General features: G+C 48.1%; 22 protein-coding genes and 1 pseudogene. 15 read left to right on the top strand and 8 right to left on the bottom strand.

The genetic code is table 11. The annotated features are described in order from the left end of the window. Positions 1 to 262: 262 nt before the first annotated feature. Together JWJ90_RS10895 and JWJ90_RS10890 are read right to left on the bottom strand one after the other, a co-directional pair. A complete protein-coding gene (locus tag JWJ90_RS10895; RefSeq protein WP_205227250.1) occupies positions 263 to 1,351 on the bottom strand; it encodes a cyclic nucleotide-binding domain-containing protein in 1,089 nt (362 codons plus the stop codon). Between the two features lie 385 nt (positions 1,352 to 1,736). Continuing rightward, complete coding sequence (locus JWJ90_RS10890; protein WP_240194882.1) at positions 1,737 to 2,108, bottom strand: hypothetical protein; 372 nt, start codon at positions 2,106 to 2,108, stop codon at positions 1,737 to 1,739. Positions 2,109 to 2,915: 807 nt separating this feature from the next. Here JWJ90_RS10890 and JWJ90_RS10885 point away from each other — a divergent pair. The 10 genes from JWJ90_RS10885 (at position 2,916) to JWJ90_RS10840 (ending at position 12,545) form a co-directional block, all read left to right on the top strand. Next, positions 2,916 to 3,611 carry a type 1 glutamine amidotransferase gene (locus tag JWJ90_RS10885; protein ID WP_205227249.1) on the top strand — a complete coding sequence of 232 codons (696 nt, stop codon included), beginning with the start codon at positions 2,916 to 2,918 and terminating at the stop codon, positions 3,609 to 3,611. A 56-nt stretch (positions 3,612 to 3,667) separates the two neighbouring features. Then, positions 3,668 to 4,978, top strand: coding sequence for a hypothetical protein (locus JWJ90_RS10880; RefSeq protein ID WP_205227248.1), 1,311 nt, complete (start codon positions 3,668 to 3,670; stop codon positions 4,976 to 4,978). A gap of 605 nt (positions 4,979 to 5,583) precedes the next feature. Further along, on the top strand, positions 5,584 to 6,411 hold the full coding sequence (gene nifH / locus JWJ90_RS10875; RefSeq protein ID WP_205227247.1) for a nitrogenase iron protein: 828 nt from the start codon (positions 5,584 to 5,586) through the stop codon (positions 6,409 to 6,411). Positions 6,412 to 6,457: 46 nt separating this feature from the next. Then, on the top strand, positions 6,458 to 6,802 hold the full coding sequence (locus JWJ90_RS10870) for a P-II family nitrogen regulator (protein WP_205227246.1): 345 nt from the start codon (positions 6,458 to 6,460) through the stop codon (positions 6,800 to 6,802). After that, complete coding sequence (locus tag JWJ90_RS10865) at positions 6,799 to 7,173, top strand: P-II family nitrogen regulator (RefSeq protein WP_205227245.1); 375 nt, start codon at positions 6,799 to 6,801, stop codon at positions 7,171 to 7,173. Before JWJ90_RS10870 ends, JWJ90_RS10865 begins: the two co-directional genes overlap by 4 nt. Before the next feature lie 23 nt (positions 7,174 to 7,196). Beyond that, positions 7,197 to 8,834 carry a nitrogenase molybdenum-iron protein alpha chain gene (gene nifD, locus JWJ90_RS10860; RefSeq protein ID WP_205227244.1) on the top strand — a complete coding sequence of 546 codons (1,638 nt, stop codon included), beginning with the start codon at positions 7,197 to 7,199 and terminating at the stop codon, positions 8,832 to 8,834. A 24-nt stretch (positions 8,835 to 8,858) separates the two neighbouring features. Further along, the gene (nifK, locus tag JWJ90_RS10855) at positions 8,859 to 10,232 is read left to right on the top strand and encodes a nitrogenase molybdenum-iron protein subunit beta (protein WP_205227243.1); all 1,374 of its coding nucleotides are present in this window, start codon (positions 8,859 to 8,861) and stop codon (positions 10,230 to 10,232) included. A gap of 233 nt (positions 10,233 to 10,465) precedes the next feature. Beyond that, positions 10,466 to 11,620 (top strand): NifB/NifX family molybdenum-iron cluster-binding protein, encoded by a 1,155-nt coding sequence (locus tag JWJ90_RS10850; RefSeq protein ID WP_205227242.1) that lies wholly within the window; start codon positions 10,466 to 10,468, stop codon positions 11,618 to 11,620. A gap of 33 nt (positions 11,621 to 11,653) precedes the next feature. Next, complete coding sequence (locus JWJ90_RS10845; RefSeq protein WP_205227241.1) at positions 11,654 to 11,956, top strand: (2Fe-2S) ferredoxin domain-containing protein; 303 nt, start codon at positions 11,654 to 11,656, stop codon at positions 11,954 to 11,956. 145 nt (positions 11,957 to 12,101) lie between these two features. Continuing rightward, positions 12,102 to 12,545 carry a hypothetical protein gene (locus JWJ90_RS10840; RefSeq protein ID WP_205227240.1) on the top strand — a complete coding sequence of 148 codons (444 nt, stop codon included), beginning with the start codon at positions 12,102 to 12,104 and terminating at the stop codon, positions 12,543 to 12,545. Between the two features lie 714 nt (positions 12,546 to 13,259). On the opposite strand, the gene btsR is transcribed toward JWJ90_RS10840, so the two are convergent. The 6 genes from btsR to JWJ90_RS10810 form a co-directional block, all read right to left on the bottom strand. Continuing rightward, positions 13,260 to 13,973 (bottom strand): two-component system response regulator BtsR, encoded by a 714-nt coding sequence (btsR, locus tag JWJ90_RS10835; RefSeq protein WP_205227239.1) that lies wholly within the window; start codon positions 13,971 to 13,973, stop codon positions 13,260 to 13,262. A gap of 175 nt (positions 13,974 to 14,148) precedes the next feature. Beyond that, positions 14,149 to 15,807, bottom strand: a complete 1,659-nt coding sequence (locus JWJ90_RS10830) for a LytS/YhcK type 5TM receptor domain-containing protein (RefSeq protein WP_420828904.1) — start codon at positions 15,805 to 15,807, stop codon at positions 14,149 to 14,151. A 234-nt stretch (positions 15,808 to 16,041) separates the two neighbouring features. Beyond that, positions 16,042 to 17,457 (bottom strand): carbon starvation CstA family protein, encoded by a 1,416-nt coding sequence (locus JWJ90_RS10825; protein ID WP_205227237.1) that lies wholly within the window; start codon positions 17,455 to 17,457, stop codon positions 16,042 to 16,044. Positions 17,458 to 17,853: 396 nt separating this feature from the next. Further along, a complete protein-coding gene (locus JWJ90_RS10820; RefSeq protein WP_205227236.1) occupies positions 17,854 to 18,462 on the bottom strand; it encodes a hypothetical protein in 609 nt (202 codons plus the stop codon). A 308-nt stretch (positions 18,463 to 18,770) separates the two neighbouring features. Further along, positions 18,771 to 19,166: a zinc ribbon domain-containing protein gene (locus JWJ90_RS10815; protein ID WP_205227235.1), complete on the bottom strand. Its 396-nt coding sequence runs from the start codon at positions 19,164 to 19,166 to the stop codon at positions 18,771 to 18,773. Positions 19,167 to 19,176: 10 nt separating this feature from the next. Then, positions 19,177 to 19,521 carry a hypothetical protein gene (locus JWJ90_RS10810; protein WP_205227234.1) on the bottom strand — a complete coding sequence of 115 codons (345 nt, stop codon included), beginning with the start codon at positions 19,519 to 19,521 and terminating at the stop codon, positions 19,177 to 19,179. Positions 19,522 to 19,840: 319 nt separating this feature from the next. Between JWJ90_RS10810 and JWJ90_RS10805 the strand changes: the two genes are divergently transcribed. The 5 genes and pseudogenes from JWJ90_RS10805 to JWJ90_RS10785 all read left to right on the top strand — a co-directional run bounded on the left by JWJ90_RS10805 (position 19,841) and on the right by JWJ90_RS10785 (position 25,229). Continuing rightward, positions 19,841 to 20,176: a hypothetical protein gene (locus JWJ90_RS10805; RefSeq protein ID WP_205227233.1), complete on the top strand. Its 336-nt coding sequence runs from the start codon at positions 19,841 to 19,843 to the stop codon at positions 20,174 to 20,176. Positions 20,177 to 20,625: 449 nt separating this feature from the next. Then, positions 20,626 to 20,780, top strand: a pseudogene (locus tag JWJ90_RS10800) (IS3 family transposase); the annotation flags it as partial. Between the two features lie 150 nt (positions 20,781 to 20,930). Continuing rightward, on the top strand, positions 20,931 to 22,502 hold the full coding sequence (locus tag JWJ90_RS10795; RefSeq protein WP_205227231.1) for a sensor domain-containing diguanylate cyclase: 1,572 nt from the start codon (positions 20,931 to 20,933) through the stop codon (positions 22,500 to 22,502). Positions 22,503 to 23,130: 628 nt separating this feature from the next. Further along, a complete protein-coding gene (locus JWJ90_RS10790; RefSeq protein ID WP_205227230.1) occupies positions 23,131 to 24,354 on the top strand; it encodes a tyrosine-type recombinase/integrase in 1,224 nt (407 codons plus the stop codon). Between the two features lie 92 nt (positions 24,355 to 24,446). Next, positions 24,447 to 25,229 (top strand): hypothetical protein, encoded by a 783-nt coding sequence (locus JWJ90_RS10785; protein WP_205227229.1) that lies wholly within the window; start codon positions 24,447 to 24,449, stop codon positions 25,227 to 25,229. Positions 25,230 to 25,778 lie beyond the last annotated feature (549 nt).

The following is a 25,778-nucleotide window of genomic DNA, read 5'->3' as shown; positions in this document are numbered from 1 at the left end:
CTGTCACCTCCTCGAGGAAGTTTTTTTGTTTATTTACGACTCGTTATAGTGCGATGCTCCTTCCCAAAAAATACATAAAAATGACCACTTCTGATTGTTGTATATAGGCAAACGGGGGGCGTGTGCAACTAAATTCCTTCTTTGCACAGTTTGCACAATGGTTTTTTGCGACAGGGAGGCGCGTCGTGAAGGTAACTTCCTGTTCGTCCGATGTTCTAAAGGGGAGTTTTGTGTTGTGCTAAAGGGGGGCTGAGGGGGAGGTTTATCCGCTTTGTTCGTCAACGCGGCGCATGCCCTCCATAACGAGGCCCATAAAGCCTCCGATAACCTCAAGCTGCTTTTCTTCTTCGTTGAGACCGGAAGAGTAGGTGAAGTTGCCCTCGTTTTTGGCCAAGAGTGCAAAAAATGCCTCCTTGCCGCTAAGTCCTTTGTATCTGGTCTGGACAAGTTCACCCTCGTTGAAGGTGACCTCGGCATTGCCGTCATCCAGAGAGAGGACAACCTTGCCGGTTTTTTGGCTGGAGTTGATAAGCTGGAACAGTTCAACTGCATGGATGTCTGAGAGACGGCCCGACATCCCCGAACTGATAGTCCCCGAGCGCATGGAGTTGGCCTGGGCCCTTTCAACCAGCATGCGATAGAAAAAGACCTGGAGTACTGGGTAACGGTTGAGGACGTGTTTGAAATCTTTGCTGGACAGAGAGGCCAGTCGGGTGTCTTCGCGTGAATGAATGTTGGTGGTGACCGCCTCTCCGGAGAGAAGGCTCATTTCGCCAAAGATGTCACCTGAAAACATTTCTGATACCGTTTGGCCGTTATCGCCAATGACAGCGACTTTGCCCTCGAGGATGATGTAGAGGTGGGTGCCGGGGTCACCTTTTCTGAGAATAACTTTATTGGCTTTGTAGTCTTTTATTTTGAGCTGACCGGAGAGATCTCGCAGGCTGTTGTCATCAAGTGGCTCGAAGATTTCCAGCTTGCGCAGCAGGTCGTAAAATTTATCCAAATGGCGCATCTTGGCTCGTTGTTCTGCGGCAGCCAGCAGCTTCATCTGGAGTGTGGCAAATTCTTTTTCTTTTTTAAATTCAAAACGAATGATTCCGGTGCAGCCACCGCATTCAAAGCGTAGCTTTTGCACGCCGTAGGGGGAAAACTGTTTCATGCTTTTGTGTTCGGCGACAGCTTTCATCAGCTCCTGGACCATGAGCAGGCAGGCGGGTTTCCCTTCGGGGACGCTTAATCCGCTGTTTTCAACTTTGAATTCCTCTCCAATATTGTAAATCGGGCAGCTCTTCTCTTCGGTTACAACGAAAATTGCGTCACGATATTTTGAAGTTTTTTTCGAAGGCATAGGCTGTGCGTCGGTTCCTGGTTAGGAGGAGGGCAATGGCTTGAGGGTATCTTGAATAATTGCTTTTTCTGCCAATCCCGGCGTCATGCTTAAAATTTTATTTTCGGAATATCACATATATGCCTGCGGTAAAATTTTGCACAATCCTTGGCCTTCATTGAAAAATCTAATTATTCAAGACACCCTTGAATCTGGATTCTTGAGGGAATTTTGAATAATTGCTTTTTCTGTCAATCTCCCGGATTCTCACGCTTACCTGAGCTTGATTGAAAAAAGCTTATTATTTGAGGCACCCTTGTGTATTTATAGCTGATTTTGGGGGCTGTTTGCTGTGATCGGCAGTCGTCCGTTTTCACCGGCCCTGGGGAGGTCTCAAGATCAGTGGTCAGTCTGAACGTCCAAAAAGCAAGTATATTATCAGGCCAATCAAGGCTGCTCCACCAAAGAGAACGGGGAGTACTTTGTTGACCTGGAGTTCGCCGTTGACAACCAGTGTCTGCATGTACTGCGTCCCCGATACCCACCATAAAGCAACGATTGTGCCCATGATAAAGAGATCGCGAAATGCCTTTTTGTATAAAAGATAGCCCACGAGGCCAATGAAGGGGACGAGGAACCAAGGGTTTGAAAAAAGCCCCGAAAAGTCAACAGAGTGAATCTGGTCAGGAAGTTTGGTCTGTTCGAGAAAACGGCCAATGGGTTCAGTTATGGCACCGAACTTGTCTAAAATCGAATCGAAAAATGCGTTTACATTCACAGGTGTACTCCTGGGGGGCGTGCTTAAAAATGTACCGCAGGCATATGTATGCTCTCGGCGTCTTCGGCTGCCGCTGAGGTTAAAATTTAAGCATAACGCCGAGGTTGGAAGAAAAGGCAAGTGTTCATAATTCCCTGCAAGAAAATTAAGGCTAGCCTATGGTAGCAAGGGGGGGAGGGTTCGTCAAAGTGAAAACCTTAATATTTGCGAGCCGAATACAGTCTTTAGCCGTAAATGCTGTGAGTATTCGTCGACGATCCTCATTATGAACGCCGGAGGGCTTTGCTGTTAAATTATACAATTTTGCAAACTGCATATTTTATATTTTACAAAAAAATACTTTGTTTCTGTTTTGTTTTTTTGTGGTATAGGGGGCCTTGGCTGTGAAACAACGAAAAAAGGCATAGTTGAGGTTTTTTCTAGTTTGTGTTTTTCTTTGGCACGTTGATTGTATTAAACAAAATATCTCGATTGGAGTGTTAAGATCGAGGATTTGGTTTTTTTGTTTAAGCCATTGAAATGCAAGGGTATCGTGAAGAAGTTAAACTGAATCTCACTTGATGTGAGACCGCATGCAGTGAAGCCGCGAAACGTCTTCTCTTCTCTGTTTTGAGAACGACAAATGTAACTGAATGAATAGATGAAGAATTGAAGTTGTTGAACAATCCTCTCGTTTCTTGCTGTTGAGAATTCCGTTTTACCTCCCTCCTCCAACTGGCTGCCCCGTCCTCCTCCTCTCTACGGGGCAGCTCCCTCCCTTTTTGAGATAGGTTATAGATGGCGAGGGATTACTGTGCTGAGAATCCAATGAGTAAAAAAATCCTGATACTGCAACATAGTGAATGGCATAGTCCCGGGCCGGTTTTTGCGAAGGTGGCCAAAGAGGCTGGTGTCGTTTTGCGTGTGGTTCCCTTGTGGAGCGAGAGTGCAGCGGATTTTGCTGATTTTGACGCGCTCATTCTGCTTGGTGGGGACTGTGAGTTTCACCAGGTTGATCGGTGTTCTTTTCTGAGCGAAGAAAAGCGATTGGTTCGCGCCTGGATGAATCTGAATAAGCCCTGCCTTGGATTTAATTTGGGATATCAGCTTATTGCCGATGCCGCTGGAGCCACCATTGGTCCTGGGCATGTGCTCAGTCGCGGAGTGATTGATGGGCATATTACCCATGATGGGCGCGAGCATCCTCTGTTTCAAGGGATTCGGACGCCATGTAAGCTGTTCAAGTGGCATGGGCAGGTCGTGCAGTCTCCGTTGCCGCGCAATATGGTTTTGCTTGCGACCTCGCGCGATTGCATGGTAGAAGCATGCTGTCTAGAGGGACGTCCGCATATAATCGGTCTGCAGTGTGATAACTACATCGACTTTCCTGGGGATCTCGATGTTTGGCTGCAACATGGTCAGCCTGTTGGTCAAGATATTATTGAGGACGTTCGGGGGCTGGCTGCGGAAATGACAGCGGATTTTAGTGTGCTCTTGCGCAATTTTATCGCACTGATCAAGTGACCGTTCTCTTCGGCTGGTCCATCTCTGTATTTTGTCTATATCTTGGACCGGTCTGCATGAGTATTCTCACCTCTCAATCTGTTTTTTCCGCTACACTTCAGGATGGCCCATTTACCGTTGAGGATGATCCGCCTTTGGCGCATCCCTTCTCTCGGCAAGCGAAAGACTGGGTCGCAAGAATTCGCTCGAATCAATTGCTCAAGACCAAGTACCGATCTGTTCGTAATCAGATATTTGATCTGCTTGGAGTGAACACCTTTGACGAGATTCTGGTGTTAATTCACGATCAGCAGTTGCGTGAACAGGCTGCCCAGCGTTCGTACCGGTTGTTGGGTAATATGTTTGGGGTAGAGGGGCCACAGGCGGAACTCGTACGGCATCTCAAAGACTATGCCCGCACGGCAGATGATGTGATCCGGTCGTTGCAGGCCAAGGTTCTCGCTCCGTATAGTGCGCATATTGAGACCACCAACGAAGTGGTGACTGCTTGGGATCCGGTTGAATTACTGCTTATGCTCTTTGATGAGCGGTATCATAAAAAGGCCCGTTTTGAGGCAAAACGCAAGTTGATGTTGATGGGGCTGGCGGGATCTATTGATCAGAGAGAGCGGGAGACCAAGATTGAGGGGAAATTTCTGGAATTTCTCCGCTTTCTGAACGCCTATGTCTGGAGTGCGGATTACAAAATCGGGGATCTGGATATTCGTTATCTGCACAGTTTTCATGACCCTGAAGATTTTCATTGTACCTCGGTTGATGTCTTGTCCGAGGAAGAAGCGCATGAGGTGCGGCCGGGGGCAGGGGAAAAGCTCACCTTGGTTAAGCGGCGGAGATTTTGTGACAACGGAACCCCGATTCCAATTTACGTGACTATCCGCAAGAAAGAACCAGCTGCCAAGGTGCTCAAGCTGCTGCGGAAAAACGAGAAAAATCCCGCTTCGGCTGTTGATGATGAGCTTGGTCTCATGGCGGTGCTCAATTCTGTGAATGACGTGAAACGGTTTGCCTGTCACTTGACCAGGAGTGCAGCCCGGGCAGGCTCGTTTATGACGTTGGAGGATATCTCCGATACTCTGACAGGGGGGAAGTATGCCAGTCGCTCGACAGGGAGCTCCGGCAAGACCTCCATGTTGAAATTCTTTGCTCGAACTGGTGGCATGCGCATCGAGTTCATTTTGCATACCAACAGGTCGTATCTCAATTATATATACCAGCGCGATGTGGCCCACGACGAGTATGAGGTCAAGCGCATCTTCGATACTGGCGTGGTTGAGTTTCTTTTCCCTTCTGATATTTATCATCTGCAGCTAGGCGCAATCCGCGATCACCAGCTGGCTCTCTTTCGACGTCGGATTGAGGAGGGCTGATTCTTCAGCGCTCCTCTTCTTGTTGTTGGACTCCTTCTGTTTTCTCCTCTCCCTTTTTTGCTGCGCAGTTTTCTCTGTGTCTTTTCTGAATCTGTAGATAATCGATGAGGCCTTTCTGTCTTTGGCGGCGTGCAACGGAGGCGCTCCGCCTATCTGTGGGCATGAGTGAATTTGTTTTTTCGTCTATTTGAGTACCAGGGGTTCTTGGCTCGCAATACTCCTGCCTTCCCTTGGGGGGGGAGCATTTAGGCATGGTGAATCAATAAAAGAAGTCTGAAATGGGCTGTCTTTATTGAGAAGCTGCGCGTTGAGCTCGGCTTTTGCTCCTGTTTTTCATTGTGCACCCCTACCATTTTGTCACCTTTCTACCATTTTGTCGCTTGTGTTACATGGTGTTGTTGCCTGGAGGTGCGGATCTGTTTTGCAGGTAAAAAGAAAAAATGTCGCAATATTGTGATCTTGAGAGAAAAATTTATTACTTTTTCGTGATGGCACGGCCATTGCCTTAGTAAAGGCACAAGGCGGAAATAATTCGCCTCTTTAACAAACGCTGACAACGGGCTGGAGTAATCCAGTAACAAATCCCTGATATAGGAGCTAAAGCAATGAGAAAGGTAGCTATCTACGGTAAAGGCGGCATCGGTAAATCCACCACAACGCAGAACACAGTTGCAGGTCTGGTAGAGATGGGCAGAAAGGTCATGGTTGTTGGTTGTGACCCGAAAGCTGACTCCACCCGTCTCCTCCTTGGTGGTCTGGCTCAGAAATCAGTTCTCGATACCCTGCGCGAAGAAGGTGAGGATGTAGAGCTTGAGGATATCCGCAAGGAAGGATACGGCGGAACCTGGTGTGTTGAGTCCGGTGGTCCGGAGCCGGGTGTTGGTTGTGCAGGTCGCGGTATTATTACCTCCATCAATATGCTTGAGCAGTTGGGGGCCTACGAGGAGAGCGAAGGTCTGGATTACGCTTTCTATGACGTACTGGGCGACGTTGTATGCGGTGGTTTTGCCATGCCGATTCGTGATGGTAAAGCTGAAGAGATTTACATCGTCTGCTCCGGTGAGATGATGGCCATGTATGCAGCCAACAACATCTGCAAAGGTATCGTGAAGTTTGCTCAGTCCGGTAAGGTTCGTCTCGGCGGTTTGATCTGTAACTCCCGCGCCGTTGACAACGAGGCTGAGATGATTGAAGAGCTCGCTAAAAAACTTGGCACCCAAATGATCTACTTCGTACCTCGTGACAACGACGTACAGCGTGCTGAGATCAACCGTAAAACCGTTCTTGAGTGGAACCCGGAAGTTAAACAGGCAGACGCCTATCGCGGACTGGCCAAAGCCATCGATACGAACGAGAATTTTGTTATCCCCACCCCGCTGGCCATCGAAGAGCTCGAGCAGCTGCTTCTTGACTTCGGTCTGATGGAAGCCTAATCACAACACCCTAATTTAAAGAGATACACAGTAAGGAGCCAATGCCATGTTAGTTATGATCAGAGCCATCGTTAGACCGGAAAAAGCAGATGATATTCTTGCGGCCCTGATGGATGCCGGATTCCCCGCGATCACCAAGTACTCAGTAGCAGGCCGCGGTAAGCAGCGCGGTATCAAGATTGGTGAGGTGACCTATGATGAGATTCCCAAAACCATGCTGATGAGTGTTGTAAGCGCAGAGGATCAAGAGTTTGTCATTAAAACCATCATGGATACTGGCCGCTCTGGTGCCAAGGGCGCCTTTGGTGACGGTAAGATCTTTGTCAGTGATGTCGAATGTTCCTACACCATCAGCTCCGGCGTTAAGGAAGGCGCGGAGGTAGAGGCATGAAAGAGGTGATCGCCGTAGTGCGAATGAACATGATGAACCAGACGAAGAAGGCTCTGACCGAAGCAGGTGTGGATGCATTCTTCGCGCACGAGGCCAACGGCCGGGGCAAGGGGTTTGTTAATCCTGCCGTCCTGACCGGCGCTGAAGAGGGGTATGAAGAAGCTGCCTCTGTTCTTGGCGAAAAAGGTAAGCTCTACCCCAAACGTGTAATGACCATCGTCGTGGATGACGATTTTGTAGAGACCGTGGTTGATACCATTATTACCACCAACAAGACGGGCAAACCGGGCGACGGCAAGATCTTTGTACTGCCGATCAAGGAATCCGTCCGCGTGAGAACGGGCGAGACTGGACTCAAATCGATTTCCTAAGAGCCCAAGGAGAATAGAACGACATGGCAACTGCAAAGAAAAAGCTCGTTCAGTGGGAACCCACGGACATTAAAAAAGAGCTCTTAAGTAAATATCCCGCAAAAGTGGCCCGGAAACGGGCCAAGCAGATCCTCATCAACGAGGCCCTGGAGAATACCACCCCGGAAATTCAAGCTAACGTTCGTACCATTCCGGGTATCATCACCATGCGCGGTTGTACTTACGCCGGTTGTAAGGGCGTTATTATGGGCCCCACCCGCGACGTTGTCAACCTGGTGCATGGCCCCATTGGGTGTAGCTTTTATGCCTGGCTGACCCGCCGTAACCAGACAGATGCCGGTGAGAATGGTGAGAACTACATGACCTACTGTTTCTCTACCGATATGCAGGATTCCGACATCATCTTCGGTGGTGAGAAAAAACTGGCCCAGGCCATTCAGGAAGTGTACGACATCTTCCATCCGAAGGCGATCACTGTATTCGCGACCTGTCCGGTCGGTCTGATTGGTGACGATATCCACAACGTTGCCCGCCTAAAGAAAGAAGAGTTTGGCGACTGTAATGTTTTCGCCTTCAGCTGTGAGGGCTACAAAGGTGTTTCCCAGTCAGCTGGTCACCATATTGCCAACAACCAGATCTTTACCCATATCGTTGGCGAGAACGACGAGGTCAAAGAAGGCGAGTATAAGATTAACCTGCTGGGTGAGTATAACATCGGTGGTGACGGTTTTGAGATTGACCGGGTTCTGCGCAAATGCGGTATCGCCACAATTTCCACCTTCTCCGGTAACTCCACCTACGACCAGTTTGCCAGTGCCCACACTGCTGACCTGAGCTGCGTTATGTGTCACCGCTCAATCAACTACGTGGCCGACATGCTGGAGACCAAGTACGGCATTCCGTGGATCAAGGTGAACTTTATCAGTGCCAAATCCACCGCTAAATCACTGCGGAAGATTGCAGAGTACTTTGGCGATCAGAAGTTGATTGATCGGGTTGAAGAAGTTATTGCCGAGGAGATGAAGGCTGTCGATGCGGCACAGAAAGATGTCTTCCCGCGTACCGATGGTAAGACCGCCATGCTTTTTGTCGGTGGTAGTCGTGCCCATCATTACCAGGATCTCTTTGCCGAGCTTGGTATGAAGACGCTGGCCGCAGGCTATGAGTTTGCCCATCGCGATGACTATGAGGGACGTCAGGTTATTCCGAACCTCAAGGTTGATGCCGATAGCCGGAACATTGAAGAGATTGAGGTCGAGGCTGATCCTACCCGTTACAAACCGCGTAAGACTGAAGAAGAGCTCAAGGCTCTGGAAGACGGTGGGTTTGAGTTTAAGGACTACAACGGTATGCTCCCGGATATGGAAGCCGGCACCTTTGCCATCGACGATCTGAATCAGTTCGAGGCAGAGAAACTGGTCGAGTTGATGAAGCCTGATATCTTCTGTGCCGGTATTAAGGAGAAATTCTCCATCCAGAAGCTCGGTGTCCCGATGAAACAGCTGCACAGCTATGATTCCCACGGCCCGTATGCCGGATTCAAAGGCGCAGTCAACTTTTACTATGAAATCGACCGCCTGGTGAACAGCAAGGTTTGGGGATACATGAAAGCTCCTTGGCAGGAAAGCCCCGAACTCTCAGCCACCTACGTGTGGGAATAAAGCATCAATATAGAGGGCAGAACAATGCTACTTCGACATACACCCAAAGAAATTAAAGAACGCAGCGCCGTAATGATTAACCCGGCGAAGACCTGCCAGCCCATCGGAGCCATGTACGCTGCACTTGGTATCCAGGGCTGTCTTCCCCACAGTCACGGTTCTCAGGGTTGCTGTGCCTACCACAGAAGTGCCCTGACCCGGCACTACAAGGAGCCGATCTCTGCATCAACCAGCTCCTTTACTGAAGGTGCCTCGGTTTTCGGTGGCCAGGCGAACTTGCTGCAGTCCATTCGGAACATCTTCTCTGTGTACGAGCCGGAAGTTATCGCAGTGCACACAACCTGTCTCTCCGAGACCATCGGCGATGACTTGCCGCAGATCTTTGACAAGGCGACCAAAGAGGGAACGATCCCTGAAGGAAAAACCGTCCTTGGTGCCAACACCCCAAGTTATGTAGGGTCTCATGTTACCGGTTTTTCCAACATGGTTAAAGCCATGGCCGCCCTGGCTGAACCCACAGGGAAGAAAAACGGAAAAGTTAACGTGATCCCCGGTTGGGTTGAGCCTTCGGACATGGAGGAAATTAAACGCCTCGCTGCTCTGGTCGGCGCCGATATCACCCTGTTTCCTGATACTTCCGGAATCCTGAATGCTCCGCTTACCGGTGAGTACTCTATGTTTCCCAAAGGTGGTGTGACCATTGCCGAACTCAAAGGTTGTGGCGATGCTATCGGCACTCTGGCTCTGGGTGAGTGGTGTTCGGCTGACGCAGCCCGCTTCCTGGACAGTAAATATAAAGTACCCTGCAGTGTCCTTGACATGCCTTTTGGCCTGAAAGCCACTGACCGCTTCATCGACGCCCTACGTACTGTAGCTGGTAAAGTAGTTCCTGAGGAAATCGCCATCGAGCGTGGTCAGTTGGTCGATTTGATCTCTGATATGCATCAGTACTTCTATCACAAGAAGGTTGCGATCTACGGCGATCCCGATCAGTTGATCGCCATGACCGAGTTCCTGACTTCCATTGATATGTGTCCTGTGCACATCGTCACCGGTACCCCGGGCAAGAAGTTTGAAGAGCGGATCAAAGAGATTACCAAAGATTCCCCCTTTCCGGTCAATGTTCGCGCCAAAGGTGACATGTTCCTCATGCATCAGTGGATCAAAAACGACCCGGTTGACCTGCTGATTGGTAACACCTACGGCAAATACATCTCCCGTGACGAGGATATCCCCTTTGTTCGTTGGGGCTTCCCGATCCTCGATCGCCAGGGACATCAGTACTTCCCGACCGTCGGTTACAAAGGCGGCCTCCGCTTCCTGGAAAAAGTGCTCGATGCACTCCTCAGCCGTGAGGATAGGGATGCGACCGAGCAGAAATTCGAGCTCGTGTACTAAGTGGAATGAGTTGTAGTTAGCAGTAGATATTTGGTGGTGGGTTTCTCCTTGTCCCACCACCAAATTTTTCCCTTACAGGTGTCTTGATATGTATGTAGAGCTAGATACCTTCAAAAATGGAGGGGAATCCCTCAAAAGACGTACACCAAAGTTGCTAACAATGGTGCCGCGATCTCAGTTTTTGTTTCACTGAAGAGTGATTTTTTCCTCTCCTCAACCATGGGCGAATCATCATGACCGTCATTCCCATCTCCAACGCACCTGGCTACATAGAACCCAACAGTGAGGAATCTGGTACTGTGCTGCGGTTGCCGGTAGCCCCCATCGCCTTCAGCCGTATGCGATATGCAGCGGAAGGGAACAATGGTCAGGCGCTCAATGCATCTGAAGTTTTGTCTGAAATCGCTCAACATGAAGGTCTGAGCCAAGTTGTACTTGATGGCCCCGGGGACCCTCTTGCTTCCATGGCTGCAACCATGGCGACCATTTCAATGATTCACCAGGAATCGCCAGAGTTGAAAATCAGTGTAACCACGCTAGGATTTGGTGGAGCAGATGAAGCCGCAGCACTTGCAGAAGCAGGGGTGCAAGCTGTAACCCTGCTGGTGGACACCCTGGATGGGGACACGGCAGAAAAGCTGTATGGCTGGATTCGCCCCGGAAAGAAAACAATTCCCTTAAAGCAGGTAGTGCCGCAACTGCTTGAGGAGCAAAGCAAGGCCGTACAGGCCTTTGCCGATGCCGGTATTCAGGTAACGATTCGTTCCACAGTCTACCCTGGCTACAATGCCCACCAGCTTGCCCAACTTGCTGAGAGCATGGCAGCGCTTGGCGCTTCCGCCATGGAGTTGGTTCCTTTTGAGCCTGCTCCAGAGCAGGAAGAAGGGCCGGAGGCACCAACTCGTGTGCATATGGAAGAGATTGCCAAGTTGACCAATGGTTTTTTGCCCACAGTTTCAAGACAGGTTGCAGTGGATTCCTGTGGCTGCGCCTCGGGGTGTGGTTGTGGATCCAAAGAGATGGTTGAAGTTGGGCTTCCAAAACCAACAAAAGCAAAATCTCGAGTCGCTGTTGCCAGTGCAAGCGGAATGGATGTGGATCTTCACCTCGGGCAAACCGAAACCTTTCTTATTTATGGTCCACGGGAAGACGGATTGAACTGTTTGCTGGAAACACGAAAAGCACCGCCTGCAGGGAGCGGTGAATCCCGTTGGGATGAGTTGGCTGAAACCCTGAATGATTGTTTTGCCCTGCTTGCCGCCAGTGCCGGTCAGCGTCCACGAGAAGTGCTGGGAGGGCATGGCCTGCGCGTTATCCTCACGGAAGAGAATATCGAGGGTACCGTTGATGTGTTATATGGCGGCGGCAAGAAAAAGAAATGTAAATAATACGATTATTTAAAATATATAAAGGAAAGAACAATGGCTATCCCCGAGAAACAGATTTTAGTTTGTCAGAGTTTTCGCGTAAAAGGTGATCCCAAAGGAATCTGTCATAAACAGACCGATGGTTTTCTGCAGTACCTGGAAGAGGAAATTTTAGATCGCGGTCTTGATATTCAGATTATTGCCACCGGTTGTTTGAAGCAGTGTGAGAATGGCCCTGTCATGGTCATTCAGCCGGATAATCTGTGGTACAAAGGTGTCAACAGCACCGATATCATTGATGAGATTCTTGACGGCATCGAAGACGGTGAGCCGGTAGCCGATTACCTTATCGCCTGAAATTGATCGAAAGATTGTATTGAGAAAAAAGCTGGAGCAGCTTGTCATAGTTGCTCCAGCTCTTTATGCTTTTTGATTTGGTAGTCCAGATACATTGATTCAGCAGTTCAATAATCGTATTGTGATCGGGACTGAGGGGGAGGTTATGGCGAACGTGACACCGGCACCACTCGTGGGATTTGAGGACATAAACACCCATTCAATAGAAAATTACGAAGAATTTAAAACTGAAGGGCTCCAATACCTGCAGCTTGCAGAGAACGCTTTTGCCAAGAAGAAAAAGGCGTTTACCACTGAAATTCTCTATAATATTGCTGCAATGGCTATCGAGAAGCTGGTGATGAGTTCTCTGATGGAGATTGGTCGCCTTCCCTATAACCACACCATGCATGATCTGGTTGATGCCCTGGAAAAATGGATGCCCGAGACTGTTGTGGGAATAGCAGACGCGATCCGTGCGCTGGACAGTTACCAGGATATCTGTGACCCGGATGCAATCTCAACAATCACGCCGACCGTTGGAGAGATTGAACATATGCTCGGGCTCGCCCGCACGCTCCAAAGCCGCTTGGATGCCGCGACTGCCTGAGTTATTCATCCGCACGAAATTCTCTAAAAAAAGGAGAGAGCAGGTTCCTGCTCTCTCCTTTTTTTTGGTTGCGGCGCTCCTACTCTCTCAGGGGAGATACATTTGGGAAAGAATAGGAGGCTCTGGCTTGGATTGAAGGGCCTCACTGGGCGTCATGAAAAAAACACTCTTTGTCCTTGACATGCTTTCGAGCAAACGATACAAAACAATGAGTACGAATTTGTAATTCTTCCGTTTTAAGTTGCTGTTTTTCTGTTGTTGTGAATCTGCTTCGTTCGTGTGCTGATACCGCTGCGGCAGGGGAGGCTTGACAGTCGAATTACACCAGGTGGGTGGCCTTCTCGCAGGCATACTCGAAAAAAGGAAGGGGTGTTATTGAGTTAAAGGAGGAAAGCGGATGAAAATGTGGGTTATTATTCTCTCTACAGTTGCACTGGTTGCAACAACAGCTACCTTGTATGCTGGCTCAGGGGCGTGCACAAAATGCAATTGCACGCACTGGGTACAAAAAAGCAAATATCATGGCAGTGCCGGTGAGCCGCATGCCTATTGCAAATGCGGTCATTTTTGGGACAGCCATCGTTAAGAAATTGTCCGCTTTCAGTGTACAAAAGCCCCTTGTTTTCGAACAAGGGGCTTTTCTTTTTCCTAGATTCATGGGCCGTCATTAGCCGCCAGGGATTCAGTTTATTGTAGGTTCTTTTCTTCTCTGTCTCAGAGGAGAAGTTTTTGTTTGAGGTTTTTTAAGTAGCGTCTGCTCACCGGAATTTTGTGGTTGGAGAGGGTGAGGATTTCAGCGGCCCCATTGGTCAGAAAAACAATCTCCTGGATGCATTCCACATTCACCAGATACTGTTTGTGGCAACGGTGTAATCCTGCTCGTTCTTCCAGCGCTTTGAGTGTGATCTCAGTGTAGAAGTGTTCGTCGGCGGTGTGTACCTGGGTTCCGGCCACGCCGGAGGAAATATATTCCACATCCCGCAGGCAGATGAGTCGTACCCTTTGCCCCACTAAACAGGGAATGCGACGTATGAGGTCAACCTTGTAAGCTGGGGCCGGGCTGGATGAGCGAAGCAGTTCCTGGAGCTTCCCGATCGTTTTGGTGAGCCGTTCGGGCTCCACAGGTTTGAGCAGGTAATCCAGAGTCTTTTCTTCAAAGGCTTTAAGCGAGTATTCGTCATAGGCAGTAGTGAACACCACATGGGGCATGACCTCCTGGTTGACCATGGCCAGCATCTCAAACCCATTGATCATCGGCATATGGATATCAAGAAAGAGCACCTCTGGACGCAGGGTGTTAATCGCCTTGATGCCCTCCAGGGCGTTGGCGCTGCTGCCCACCACCTCAATCACTCCGGTCTCTGCGAGCAGGGCCTCTAACTCCTCTCGAGCATGGGGTTCATCATCCACAATTAACGCTCGTATCATACTGGCTTTGCCTGCGGTTGTTGATTTATCACAGGTTGGCTGTGCAACCTCGGTCTTCTTCCCTTTTGTCTTCCCTTTAGTATACCTCCCCACCTTGGAAAGTCTATATCCCGCTGTTGAGAGGAGCTAATCCGTCATTCTTGTTCAATTTACAGGAGAGGAGCCCGTGCCTGTTTCAATATGGCAGCGTGATAGAGATCAGGGTTCTGACCTGGGGCTCGCAGGTGACCTCCACCCCGTATGTTTCTCCGTACAGGCTCTTAATCCGTTTCTCGACAATATTCATCCCCAGCCCTATGGGACCGCCTTCCTGGTAGTTGCCGCCGTTGTCTTCAATTTTAATGACCACGTTTGCGTCGTGCCGGTGGGCACTGATTCTGACGATCCCCGGGGCAAACATCTGTGAGATACCGTGTTTGATCGCATTTTCAATCAGGGGCTGTAAGGAAAAAACCGGCAGCCGCAGGGCGAGCAGGTTGTTGTCGATATCCATTTCCAGAGTCAGTTGGTCGCCAAAGCGGGCCTTTTCGATTTTAAGATAGGACTGGACATGATCAAGCTCCTCGGCCAGCGTGGAAATATCGGTGGTCCGCTTAAGATTTTTTCGAAAAAAATTCGAAAGGTGGAGCAGAAGTTCCCGCGCCTGATGGGAATCCTTGCGGATCACCGCAATGATTGTGTTGAGGGCGTTAAAGAGAAAATGCGGATTGATCTGTGCCTGGACTAGTTTCAGCTCCGACTGGACCAGGAGGTTTTTTTGTTCATTATAGCGAGCGTGGAGAATCTGATCGGAGATCAGGTTAGCGATGCCTTCGCCCAGGGTCTTGTTGAGTCCGAGAAAAATCGTATCCTTGGTTTCGAAAAGATTGATGGTGCCAATGAGATCACTGTCAACGCGAATGGGGATCGAAAGGGCGGAGCCCAGCGGACAATCGGTTGACAGGGCGCATTTCCAGCTGCGTTTGATGCCATCGGCATAGACAATGCGGTTTTCCTCTATGGATTTAATGATATGGGGAGAGGTTAGCATCTGACCTGCCCGGTGGTGGTCAGCGCCGATGCCGGTGAAGGCGAGCACCTTTTCCCGATCCGTTATGGCCACCGCTCCCACACCGGTTTCTTCATGAACAATCTGCGCCAGTTCCTCGGCACCGTGTTCTGGAAAGCCTTTGCCCAGGATGGTCAGGGTACGCTCAGCAATGCGCATGGCCTTGGCTGAAAAGAGGACGCTTAATTCGTCGTAGGTTCGCTGCTGATCACGAATGATACTGACAAAAATGGCTGCGCCGGCACTGTTGGCGAGAATCATGGGAAGGGCGATAACCTCGACCAGGGCGAGAGCTTCGCTGAAAGGCCGTGCCAGTCCCAGGATGATCATCATTTGCGTGATTTCGGAACAGAAGGTGGTGAAAAAGGCAACCTGAGGGCTGAGTAACAGTGTTTGCCGGTGATTACGGACCAGGTACAGATGAACGAGTCCGCCAATTAATCCTTCTGCCGTGGTTGACACACCACAGCTAAAGGCGGTGAAGCCGCCTAAGGTATAACGATGGAGGCCAGCGGTAAAGCCAACCGCAAGCCCTAATTTGGGGCCACCGACAAGCCCCGCCAGCACTGCCCCTATAGCCCGGGTGTTGGCGATGGCGTCTTGTATCGGGAGCCCAAAGTAGGTCCCAAGAATGGAGAAGACGGAAAAGATGAGGTAGAGGCTGAGCATGTGGCGTTCGGCTAGGGACTCAACACGAAAGGAGCGAAAGGCAGGTGTTTTGGTAAAGAGGTAGGCGATAACCAGAAAGACCGACATCTGCTGGAGGAGCAGGAAGATGTTGTCCAGTGAGAAGGTGAGCAGGTCCATATCTATTCCGCTAATGGCGTTAAAGGGAGGGGGAGCGATGGTCTCGGCATTCCCCTCTATCTGTGGGCATTCTCTTACTGCATCAGTTTTTTTGTATCACATTGCTGCATTGAGAGGAAAAGCTGAATGCGTGAGCAGTCACCAAAGAACGCCCCCGGGAATGGATGAAAAGTTCCCGGGGGCGTGGAGGGGCTGATTGGAAGGCGAGTGTGTTCAGGCGTTTTCGGCAACCAGGGCCGGTTTGCGAAAGGCAAAGAAAAAACACCCCAGAGCGGCGACTGCGGCGACAACACCGATGATGGAGGCCACATCAATGGGCAGGCCAAATCCTATCTTGGCATAGGCCAGGTAGGTTGCGCAAACAGCGGTCATAAAGGTTGCAGGAATCGTGGCAATCCAGTGGAAGCTGCCTTTCTTGATCAGGTAGGCGGCACCGGCCCAGAGCACGATGGTGGCAAGCGTCTGATTGGAAAATCCAAAGTAGCGCCAGATCACGGCAAAGGGGGCCTTGGAGATGAGAAAACCAACCACAAAAAGCGGCAGGGCGATATAGAGTCGCTTGATGCTCTGAGCCTGTGGCAGCTTCACGAAGTCGGCAATGATCAGGCGGGCACTGCGAAATGCGGTGTCACCAGAGGTGATTGGTAAAAGGATGACGCCAACAATTGCCAGGAGACCACCGGCCGGGCCAAGCAGGGTGGTGGATATTTGGTTGACCACTGCCGCCGGACCCCCGTTTGCCAGGGCTGCCTGGAGTCCATCAGAGCCGTGATAAAACGCCATGCCTAAGGTCGCCCAGATCAGAGCGATAACCGCCTCACCAATCATGGATCCGTAGAAAATTTTGCGGCCGTTTTTCTCATTGTCCAGACAGCGGGCCATCATCGGTGACTGCGTGGCATGAAAACCAGAGATCGCGCCGCAGGCGATGGTGATGAACATCAACGGCCAGAGCGGCAGATCCTTGGGGTGCAGGTTTTCAAGAGTCAGGGCGGGGTAGAAGTCATAGCCCTGAACGGCAAGAGCTGTGATCAGGCCGACAGCCATAAAGATGAGCACTGCCCCGAAGAAAGGGTAGATGCGGCCAATGATTTTGTCGATGGGCAGAACGGTGGCCAGAAAGTAATAGCAAAAGATAATGGCCACCCAGGCAGGGACCGCCAGTCCGGTCATGTTGCCCAGCAGCTTTGCCGGCCCAAGGACAAAGACCACGCCGACCAGCAGGAGCAGAACGATCGAGAAGAGGCGCATGAACTGTTTAAAACCGTTACCCAGCTGATAGCCGACCACATCGGGGATACTCTTGCCCTGATGCCGGACAGAGAGCATTCCGGAAAATTGATCATGGACCGCACCCGCAAATATGGCACCGAATACAATCCAGATCAGTGCGGAGGGGCCATACAGAGCACCGAGAATTGGGCCAAAGATAGGACCTAGGCCTGCAATATTGAGCAGCTGGATAAGAAAAACCTTTGCCGGATGCATTTTGACGTAATCAGCCCCATCGGCCATGGTTGTGGCCGGAGTTACCCGACTGGGGTCAGATCCAATGATGCGGTCGACAAAAGCACCGTAGAAAATGTAGCCCAGCACAAGTAAGCTGAGACAGAGGAGAAAAACAGTCATGACATACCTCCTAGATATAAGGTGTTGAGTATCGGAACCCTGATTTGATTGGAGGGAAGCATACCCAGGAGAAAAGCTAGGGGAAAGAGCGGGGTGGGTAAGCGGTTGTATAGGGAGGTGATCGGTCACATAGGGGTGGTGAGCGGCTTGAAACCTGAATCCGTGACGGCGGGTGGTCACTGAACAGGATATCCAATTAATGGGACAAAGATTTTTAAATTAATTCATTTGTTGTTCAGCTTCACCCGCCGCCCCTTGGGGCATCCATCAGCACGCCACTTTCATTGCCTGCAACATACCGATAAAGTGTACTTTAATCGGTACGTCACAAACAACGAAACTGACGCCCCGCTGAATGCTCACGGATTCAGCGGGGGGGCATTTTTTAGAGGCTGTTTATCGTGCTGCGCACACAGGAATACCGCGATGGTCGGTGGTTGTGATATTCCTATTCGTTCCATGCGGGCATTGAATGCAAAAAGCTGAGTGTTTGGTGGTGAAGCTTTTATAAGGATATCTGCAGCCCCCGACGCAGCCTCTGTGTTTTTGGTCATAGTGATACCCATTGGGGCAACCCCAGGAGTAGGCGAGTTGGGTGGGTTGGGCATAAAAATCTGCGACCACCCAGTGATAACTGCCAGATGAGGATCGGTAGCTGTTGCCGGAACTGTGTTGAGGCCGACTGCTGCTCTGACCGTTTCCGGAACGGTTTGTTGAGGCGTGTGATTGCTGCCGTCTGTTTGAAGGACTACACCAGTTGTTTTCGTTCAAATAGCGATAATCACCACGTTGAGCGTCGTAATATCCTCCAAGCCAGGGCGTCATTGGCCCCATGGTGTGCATCCGGCAGCCTTTAGGGCGTGTTTTGGCGGTTCCGTCGGAGCGCACGCCATATCTATAGCAATCGCAATCAGTCATCCGGTTGACGGCCAAGGAGGACTTCTCAAGAGCCAAAAAAGCAAAGGCTGAAAGCAGTAGTGTGAATACCAGTCGTTGTTTGTTCATTCAGGGGGCCTCCTGTGGTGCGATGGCAAGTGATTGTATCTTTCTGTCACGGATTTAGGAGAGGAGCTAACAAAAATGGGGCCAGGTGAGATTCGGTGTGCTTGAGGGGGGAGTGATCAGAGATTTGTTTCTGTTATTTCAGGAGGATATTTTGGGAGCTCTAAAAGAAGGCCGCTTGTTTGAGTAGTACAGGAGACCTCAGGGGGCCTGCCGGTTCTCTCAATATGTGAGTACTTTTGAACAAGCCTCACTCGTTTTGAGAGCTTGCAACCGGGCTGGTGTGCTGGAATTGAAGAGGGGGGACTTATTCAGGTTCTGGTTTTCACAACAGGATAAAGAAACCAGTCGTCGGCATTAAACCAGAGAAAGAGGCTGATAAGAAAAGCAGCACACAGCCCATGCCCTGTAAAATTGGGGGAATCGTCAAAGAAGAAAAAAATTAATTCCACCAACAGGAAAAAGAGGAGGATTCCGCCGTGGAACCCGCTGTGTGTCTCCAGGGTGACGACCTGGCCGCAGTTGGGGCATTGATAATCAAAGACTGTCTCCTGGTGGCTCCAGCCCCCGTAAAAGGCGCCGACGGCCTGCATTTCCTCATTGCCGCATTTGCGACACCGCCTCTTGTCTTGGGGGAGTGGGGCAGGTGATTTTTTGCGTTCGGTATCGAGAAGGCCCTTTTCTTTGAGTTTATCCAGTATCCTCATCTCGATTTCCTCACTGCTTTGGGCAGTTTTGTAAAGCGTTTGCACGACCGGCTCCCCACCAGGTCGTTAGTGGTGATTTTCCGGGAGCAAGGTTGATTCCGATAACGTAGAAATAATCGGTTGTGGTGTGCACCAGAATGCGGTCATCTTCCACGGATACAATGGGAGAAAGCCCTTCCTGCCACAGTTGGCCGCAGGTTGGCTCATACCTCTCTACCCGCAGATCAAACTCTTTCTGGCGGCTGTCTCGAGCAGTTTGCCAGGCCTCTTCCTGCCATTGTGTTCTCAGCGTTCCAATGAGATAGGCAGCCCCCATTCCGAGAACAAGGAACAATAGCCAACATATTGTTTTCATAATTTTTTTATTGCGGTCCTAAACGTCTTTTGATCAAGGCAACCTTAATAGGATTTGACGGAAACGAACGCCTCTTTTGCTAATATTTTGCTGATAATCCGGTTGCATTGCAAGAGGAGGTACATTCAAGCTTCGGAATATGCTCGCTTAGCAGCGCGGACCAATGATGCGTACTTCTTGAATGACAGAAACCTCAAATCTGGCATCCTCAACCTGATGTGAAGTGGCTTTTGAATAACGCTTTGTATCTCTTGGATCTTAATGCTAATATAAGAAAAACTGTTGGCAATGGAAACGAACTTTATACAAGGGAGGAATGATGGCAAAGAAAATTTTTTATGCTGTGTTGTTGGTCGCAATAGGTGCTTCCGGTGCGTGGGCAGAAAACACTATGCTTAAAGCAAAGATGAAGCCCATGATCGACAGCAACAAAATTACCCGTCTGGTTACGGTTCAATGCCCCGCGGGATGGACCAAATCATATGATATTTCCGGTACGAAGAGTAAATGGAGCGAAAACGCGCCTGTCGTGACCTGCAAGCCTAATCCTGGGCTGATCAAGTGTCCTGAGGGGACATATTTTTATGTTAAGGGGAATGAGCACCAGGATGGCTATAAAAATGGCGAGATAGGATGCCATACCCCGGTTTGGTAATTCCTGCCAAGGTAACTGGTCACGGCCCATTCAATCTGTCGCAAGTATGTTGATCCTGTCAGTGGTTACGGGCGGCTTCGCGGTGCCTGATTAGTCCTCACAATTTATACACACGGTATATTGGGAGGTTTCTCCCAAGGGGCGGCGGGGGAAATTGAGCAACGCGTGAATGAGTTTAAAAATCTCTGCCTCGTTGACAGGATAGGTTGTTCAGAAACCGCCCGCCGTCACAGATTCAGAAATTTCTTAAGATTCGTTCTTCACAAAAGGGCTGGCCTCTTTGCTCATTAAAGAAGGCTTGCCCTCCCTCTATTCATCTCTTGTACTGCATGGGACTCTCTCATGCGCTTTTCGCCGCTCCGTGAACAAAATTATTGTCTTCTGATTGTGTTCAGTCACTCGTCATTGAGTATATTTTTTTTGTGGTGTTATCCAGAAAAAAGGCTAGCGCTATGAAAATTGACGCTATAATGGGGAGTCCTCCATCACTCGGGAAGAAATGCGTCATGCTGTATTTGAATATATTGAAGTTAACTACAATCGATCCCGTCGACACAGCGCAAAGGGCTATCTTAACTCGTTTGAGGCCCTAAAAGCAGCTTAAAACAATTTCTTAGTTTGGGATATTTCATATATCCCAATATATAGGGAGAGTCTTGAGGTGCAAGGATGGTTCCGGGGGGGGATTTTCGACCACTAGTAGCATTTTACAATCTGTTTAACTACTTAACTATACATTTTATGTAATATCATTATGTACTTTTATAAATGGCCTTTCCGATTTAAAGTTTTTTTTGTCATTTGTATCTTCACCGTAAGTGTCACATCAACTGGGATTTATTATATATATAATGAAATTAGTGGCATTGTAGTTAAGACGCTTCAAAAAGATTTAAGAGATGTGGGAAATCTTGGGTCTTTATTATTTGATAAGGAGAGTAGGGATGCAATAAAAAGAATAAAATCCATTGCATTGAAAGAGGCGAGTATTGATAAAAAAATAGTTGAATTGCTCCAGGCTGGGGGATCCATTAAAACTATTTCTGAAAATACATATAAAAAAATTCATTCATCCGATGATTTTCAAAAGATTTTATTGAGATTAAGGTTGATAGGTCATGCTACTTTCAACTTCGAAGATAATAGGATTGTCGACCCATTGTCAGATAACTATAATTTTGATATAGATCTTTTTGGTTATAAAGGATTTTTAGGGGGAGGTATAGGGGCGTACCTGATTATAGATTTAATTGATACCCTGTCTGGAAATTATGGAATGTATATTGCTTCGGCAGTCCCGGAAACTACCAAGGAGGGGTATCCTGGTAATCCTGTCGGAAACGTTTTTCGATCTTTTGTATCTCTTAAAGGGTTAAAAAAAGGCCCTTTTGTTTTTGACAATATTATTAAAGATGATTTTTATGAATCCCTTACAGCCTCTATTCCTATCATTGACGATAATAATGAGGTTGTTGCTCTCTTGGGTCTTGATTATTCCGTTGGCCCTCAATTGGAGAAAATATATAAAACTAAAAGAATTTTCGTTATTGCTATTCTGGTTAATATAATTTTTTCTGTTATTATTTCCTATGTTATTTCGAATTTTTTAAGCAATCCTTTGAAAACTTTACATAAATCAGCTGTTTGTGTGAGCAATAAAAACTATGATTGCAAAGTTGATATTAGAACAAATGATGAATTTGGCTTTCTTGGCAAAATTTTTAATGAAATGATTGACAGCATTCAGAGGAATTTTGCAAAAATGGAAGATATTAATAAAAATTTAGAAAGTATCGTTGAGGATAGAACTAGGGAATTGATTGAAAAAAATAATGAGTTAGAATTGCTGTCTACAACTGATACGCTAACTGGTCTTTATAATAGAAGGTATATTGATAATAAAATAAAAAATTTTATAAAAAATTGTGATAGATATAATATCGAATTTTCAATAATTATGATTGATATTGATAAGTTTAAATTGATTAATGATAATTATGGTCATGACAAGGGTGATTTTGTTTTAGTTGGTGTTTCTGGTATTATAAAAAATAATATTAGAAATGTTGACTGTGCAGGAAGATGGGGTGGAGAAGAATTTGTTATCCTATGTCAGGAGAAAATTGAAGGTTCTGTGTCAGTTGCAGAAAAAATTAGAAATAAGTTGATATCAACTTCATTTGAAAATGTTGGAACTGTGACGGCAAGTTTTGGTTGCTCCCAGTATGTTCCAGGAGAAAATTTTGAGGTACTTTTAAAACGAGCTGATTCAGCATTATACATTGCAAAATGTAATGGGAGAAACCGGGTTGAATGTAGCTGTTAGTTTTAGGTATAACCGATAGTTATGGGATTTAAAGCTCGCTACTATGCAAAGAGTCTTTGTCTCCCCTGCAACCGTTTGCATGGAGTGCCTGGCAAGTAGTTTGAGTTTTGTTGACCGATAACTTGCTTAAATAATATACAGAGTGTCTTGAATAATTAGATTTTTCAATCAAGACCAAGGATTGCGCAAAATTTTACCGCAGGCATATAATTGGTATTCCGAGGATAAAATTTTAAGCATGGCGCCGGGATTGGCAGAAAAAGCAATTATTCAAGATGCCCTACAGTTACACTCAAAAAGCCGGTCATGGCGTTTATGCTTCCTGGTGCGTGAAATTTTGTAGAACCTTTGCAGGAGAAACCTGTAAACAAAAAAAGCACTTAACCCGAAAAGGGCTAAGTGCTTTATATATGGTGGGCCGTTAGGGATTCGAACCCCAGACCAATTGATTAAGAGTCAGTTTTTTATACTTTCATATAGCCGCACATCTCTGCATTATATTCCTTGTTTATTCCCGTAAAAACTTATATATAGTGATTAGGTGAACGCATTATACCGCACTTGAAAACACATTGTGTAATCACGTTTTAGCGGGACAGGAGCGGGACAGGATAATAGGGGGGGGATTATGGCTGGACAGTGGGTGAAAACAAAATCAGTTGGGGTGCGATACCGGCAACACCCAACTCGAAAGCATGGCGTTAATTTCGACCGATATTTTACTATCCGCTACAAGGTAAAGGGGAAAGAGAAGAACGAGGGGCTGGGCTGGGCCTCTGAAGGTTGGACAGAGAAAAAGGCGGCAGCGGTCCTGGCTGAATTAAAAGCAAATCAGACTACAGGGCAGGGGCCAGCAACTCTTAGGGATAAACGGGACGCCAAGCAAAAAAGTGAAGAGGCTAAGGCAGAGCAGGAAAGGCTACAATTACTTAAGGAAGAGCGAGAACAGGCCACGAAACTTGATAATGTATTCAAGCAATACTGTGAGTCGCATTCCCATAAAAAGAGTCTGCAAAGTGAGGTCGGTTTATACAAAAACTGGATAGGCCCGGCAATTGGTGGAAAACGTCTTGATGAGATTGTCCTGCTTGACCTTGAGAGAATCAAGAAGAACATGACGACCGCAGGAAAATCTGCACGGTCAATTCAGTACGTTAAAGCCATTGTTCGACAAATCTATAACTATGCATCCATTATCAGTATTTATAAGGGTGCCCCTCCTACACAGCACTTTCTTAAGAAACAGAAGCTGGACAACAAGCGCCAGCGCTATCTTTCCCCTAATGAGGCAACGGCCTTGTTAGAAGCAATCAGGCCGCACTCAGAGCAAACCCACAACATCTGCCTGTTATCGCTGAACACCGGAATGCGATTTGGTGAAATTGCATCTCTCCTCTGGCAACACATAAATATGGATAACCGGTCTATCCTGATAGTTGACCCCAAGAACGGGGAAAGCCGGTCAGCGTATATGAGTGATGCTATTTTCCAGATGTTCTCTGGCCTGGAGCGTGGCAAATCCGATGAGCTCGTTTTCCCTTCGCGTAAAGGAGGACAGATGAAGGCCATCTCAAAGGTGGTCGAAAGAGTGATTGATGAGTTGGGATTAAACGATGGTATTACCGACCGGCGCATGAAGGTAGTCTTCCATACCTTGCGCCACAGTTGCGCCTCCTGGCTTGTTAATGCTGGGGTGGAGCTCCCGACTATTGCCAAAATCCTTGGCCACAAAACTCTTGCCATGACTATTCGTTACGCTCACGTGAACGATGCCAGTGTCAGGAATGCTATGCAGACGCTTGACCAACAACAAAACCACAAGGTTGTCGAACTGAGTAAACAGGCACAATAAACAGCAGATTGCCGGGCTAGGGTAGCTCCTGAAAAGCGGTTAACCTGACCGTCTGCCCGGTATTTTTTAGGTGACCTTCAGAGGTGAAGGATATGAAAAACAAGTGGTACACGATTGAAGAAGCGGCGCAGGAGCTAAAGTGGACGCAAGAAAAAGTACTACGTCAAATTGAAATGCTGGAAATTATCCCCTCTATCCTGCTCCCAGAGGTCGATTGTTATGTGCGTATTCCGGCTAACGCCCAAGAGGATACGAGTTTACAGAATCGCGCATTTAGGGGGCCGGTAAGCCTGTATTGGCCTGAAAAAACATTCTATGGGCAACGATTAAACGAAGAGTGGCAGTACAATTTATCAATGGCTGGGCCTTATGGTAATTTTTTATATGAAGGGTTCCCTGACCACTCAAATACTCCCCGGGAGAGAATACATCCATCTGGCGGTGTTCAAATCACCATACAAAACATCATTATTGGCTATGAAGAGTTGGAACGGTTCAAGGAGGAATATCGTAGCAAACACCCGGTAGCCACTCCGCAGGATGACCAATCCTCACAAGTGATAATGACCGTGCAAGAACAGATCGACCTTGCCATTGCGAGGGGGGAAAGCGGGTGTTGGGGGACTACAGCGGTTCGTGATGAAATATCACGAGCTAATAGGCCTGCAGTTTTTCAGGAAGATCTTGACCGTGTTGACCCCGTAGTGTGGACATTTCCAGAGATGATGAAATTTACCGGCCTTGACCGAAAAACCATCATAGCCCGTGCTGAACGGCTTAGCATTGAGTTTGAAGAGCGTCCACCAAAGCGAGGTGTTAAACCTGAAAAAGGACTGAGAGAATCCGATTTACGGCGAATTATCAACAACAAGTAAATAAAAAAATTTCCCTTTCATTTCCCCTTTAAATTCCCTTTCAAATATTCCCTCCTAACTCATTGCCCTTGTGTCATTTCTTGGCACCAGGGCTTTTCTTTTTTTTTCTTTCATTCCCTATTAAAATTCCATGTTAAGTCATTGATATTACGTAATTTTATTCTTGTTTTATGCTCACGAGGGTAATATTGTTACCTCAAATGAGGAACGCATATATGCAAACTGATACATCTGTCGACGGCTGTATCTGCACAACAGTTCAGAGTGAAATCAATGCCAGAATATGAAGAAGTAATCAAAAGGACTGCTGAGGCATGGCCAGGGGAGATGGTTGCATTAAAAGAATTCAATCGTTTCTCAGGTGGGGCTTACAGCAACCGAACGGTAGCAAACTCTATCAGCCGAGGTGAAGGGCCGTATGGGGCTTTTAAACTCGGAAGAAATACTATGCTTCCGAAACAGAGCTGTGTGGATTGGCTCATTAGTAAAGCGGCAGCACGTTAAAGCGCCACACAACAACGAAAGCAGTACCGGGGCTAGGCCCCACTT

This window comes from Desulfobulbus rhabdoformis (genome assembly GCF_016919065.1).
Lineage (GTDB): Bacteria > Desulfobacterota > Desulfobulbia > Desulfobulbales > Desulfobulbaceae > Desulfobulbus > Desulfobulbus rhabdoformis.
The sequence above is the reverse complement of the archived record's forward strand: the minus strand, read 5'-3'. Positions and strand labels throughout refer to the sequence as shown.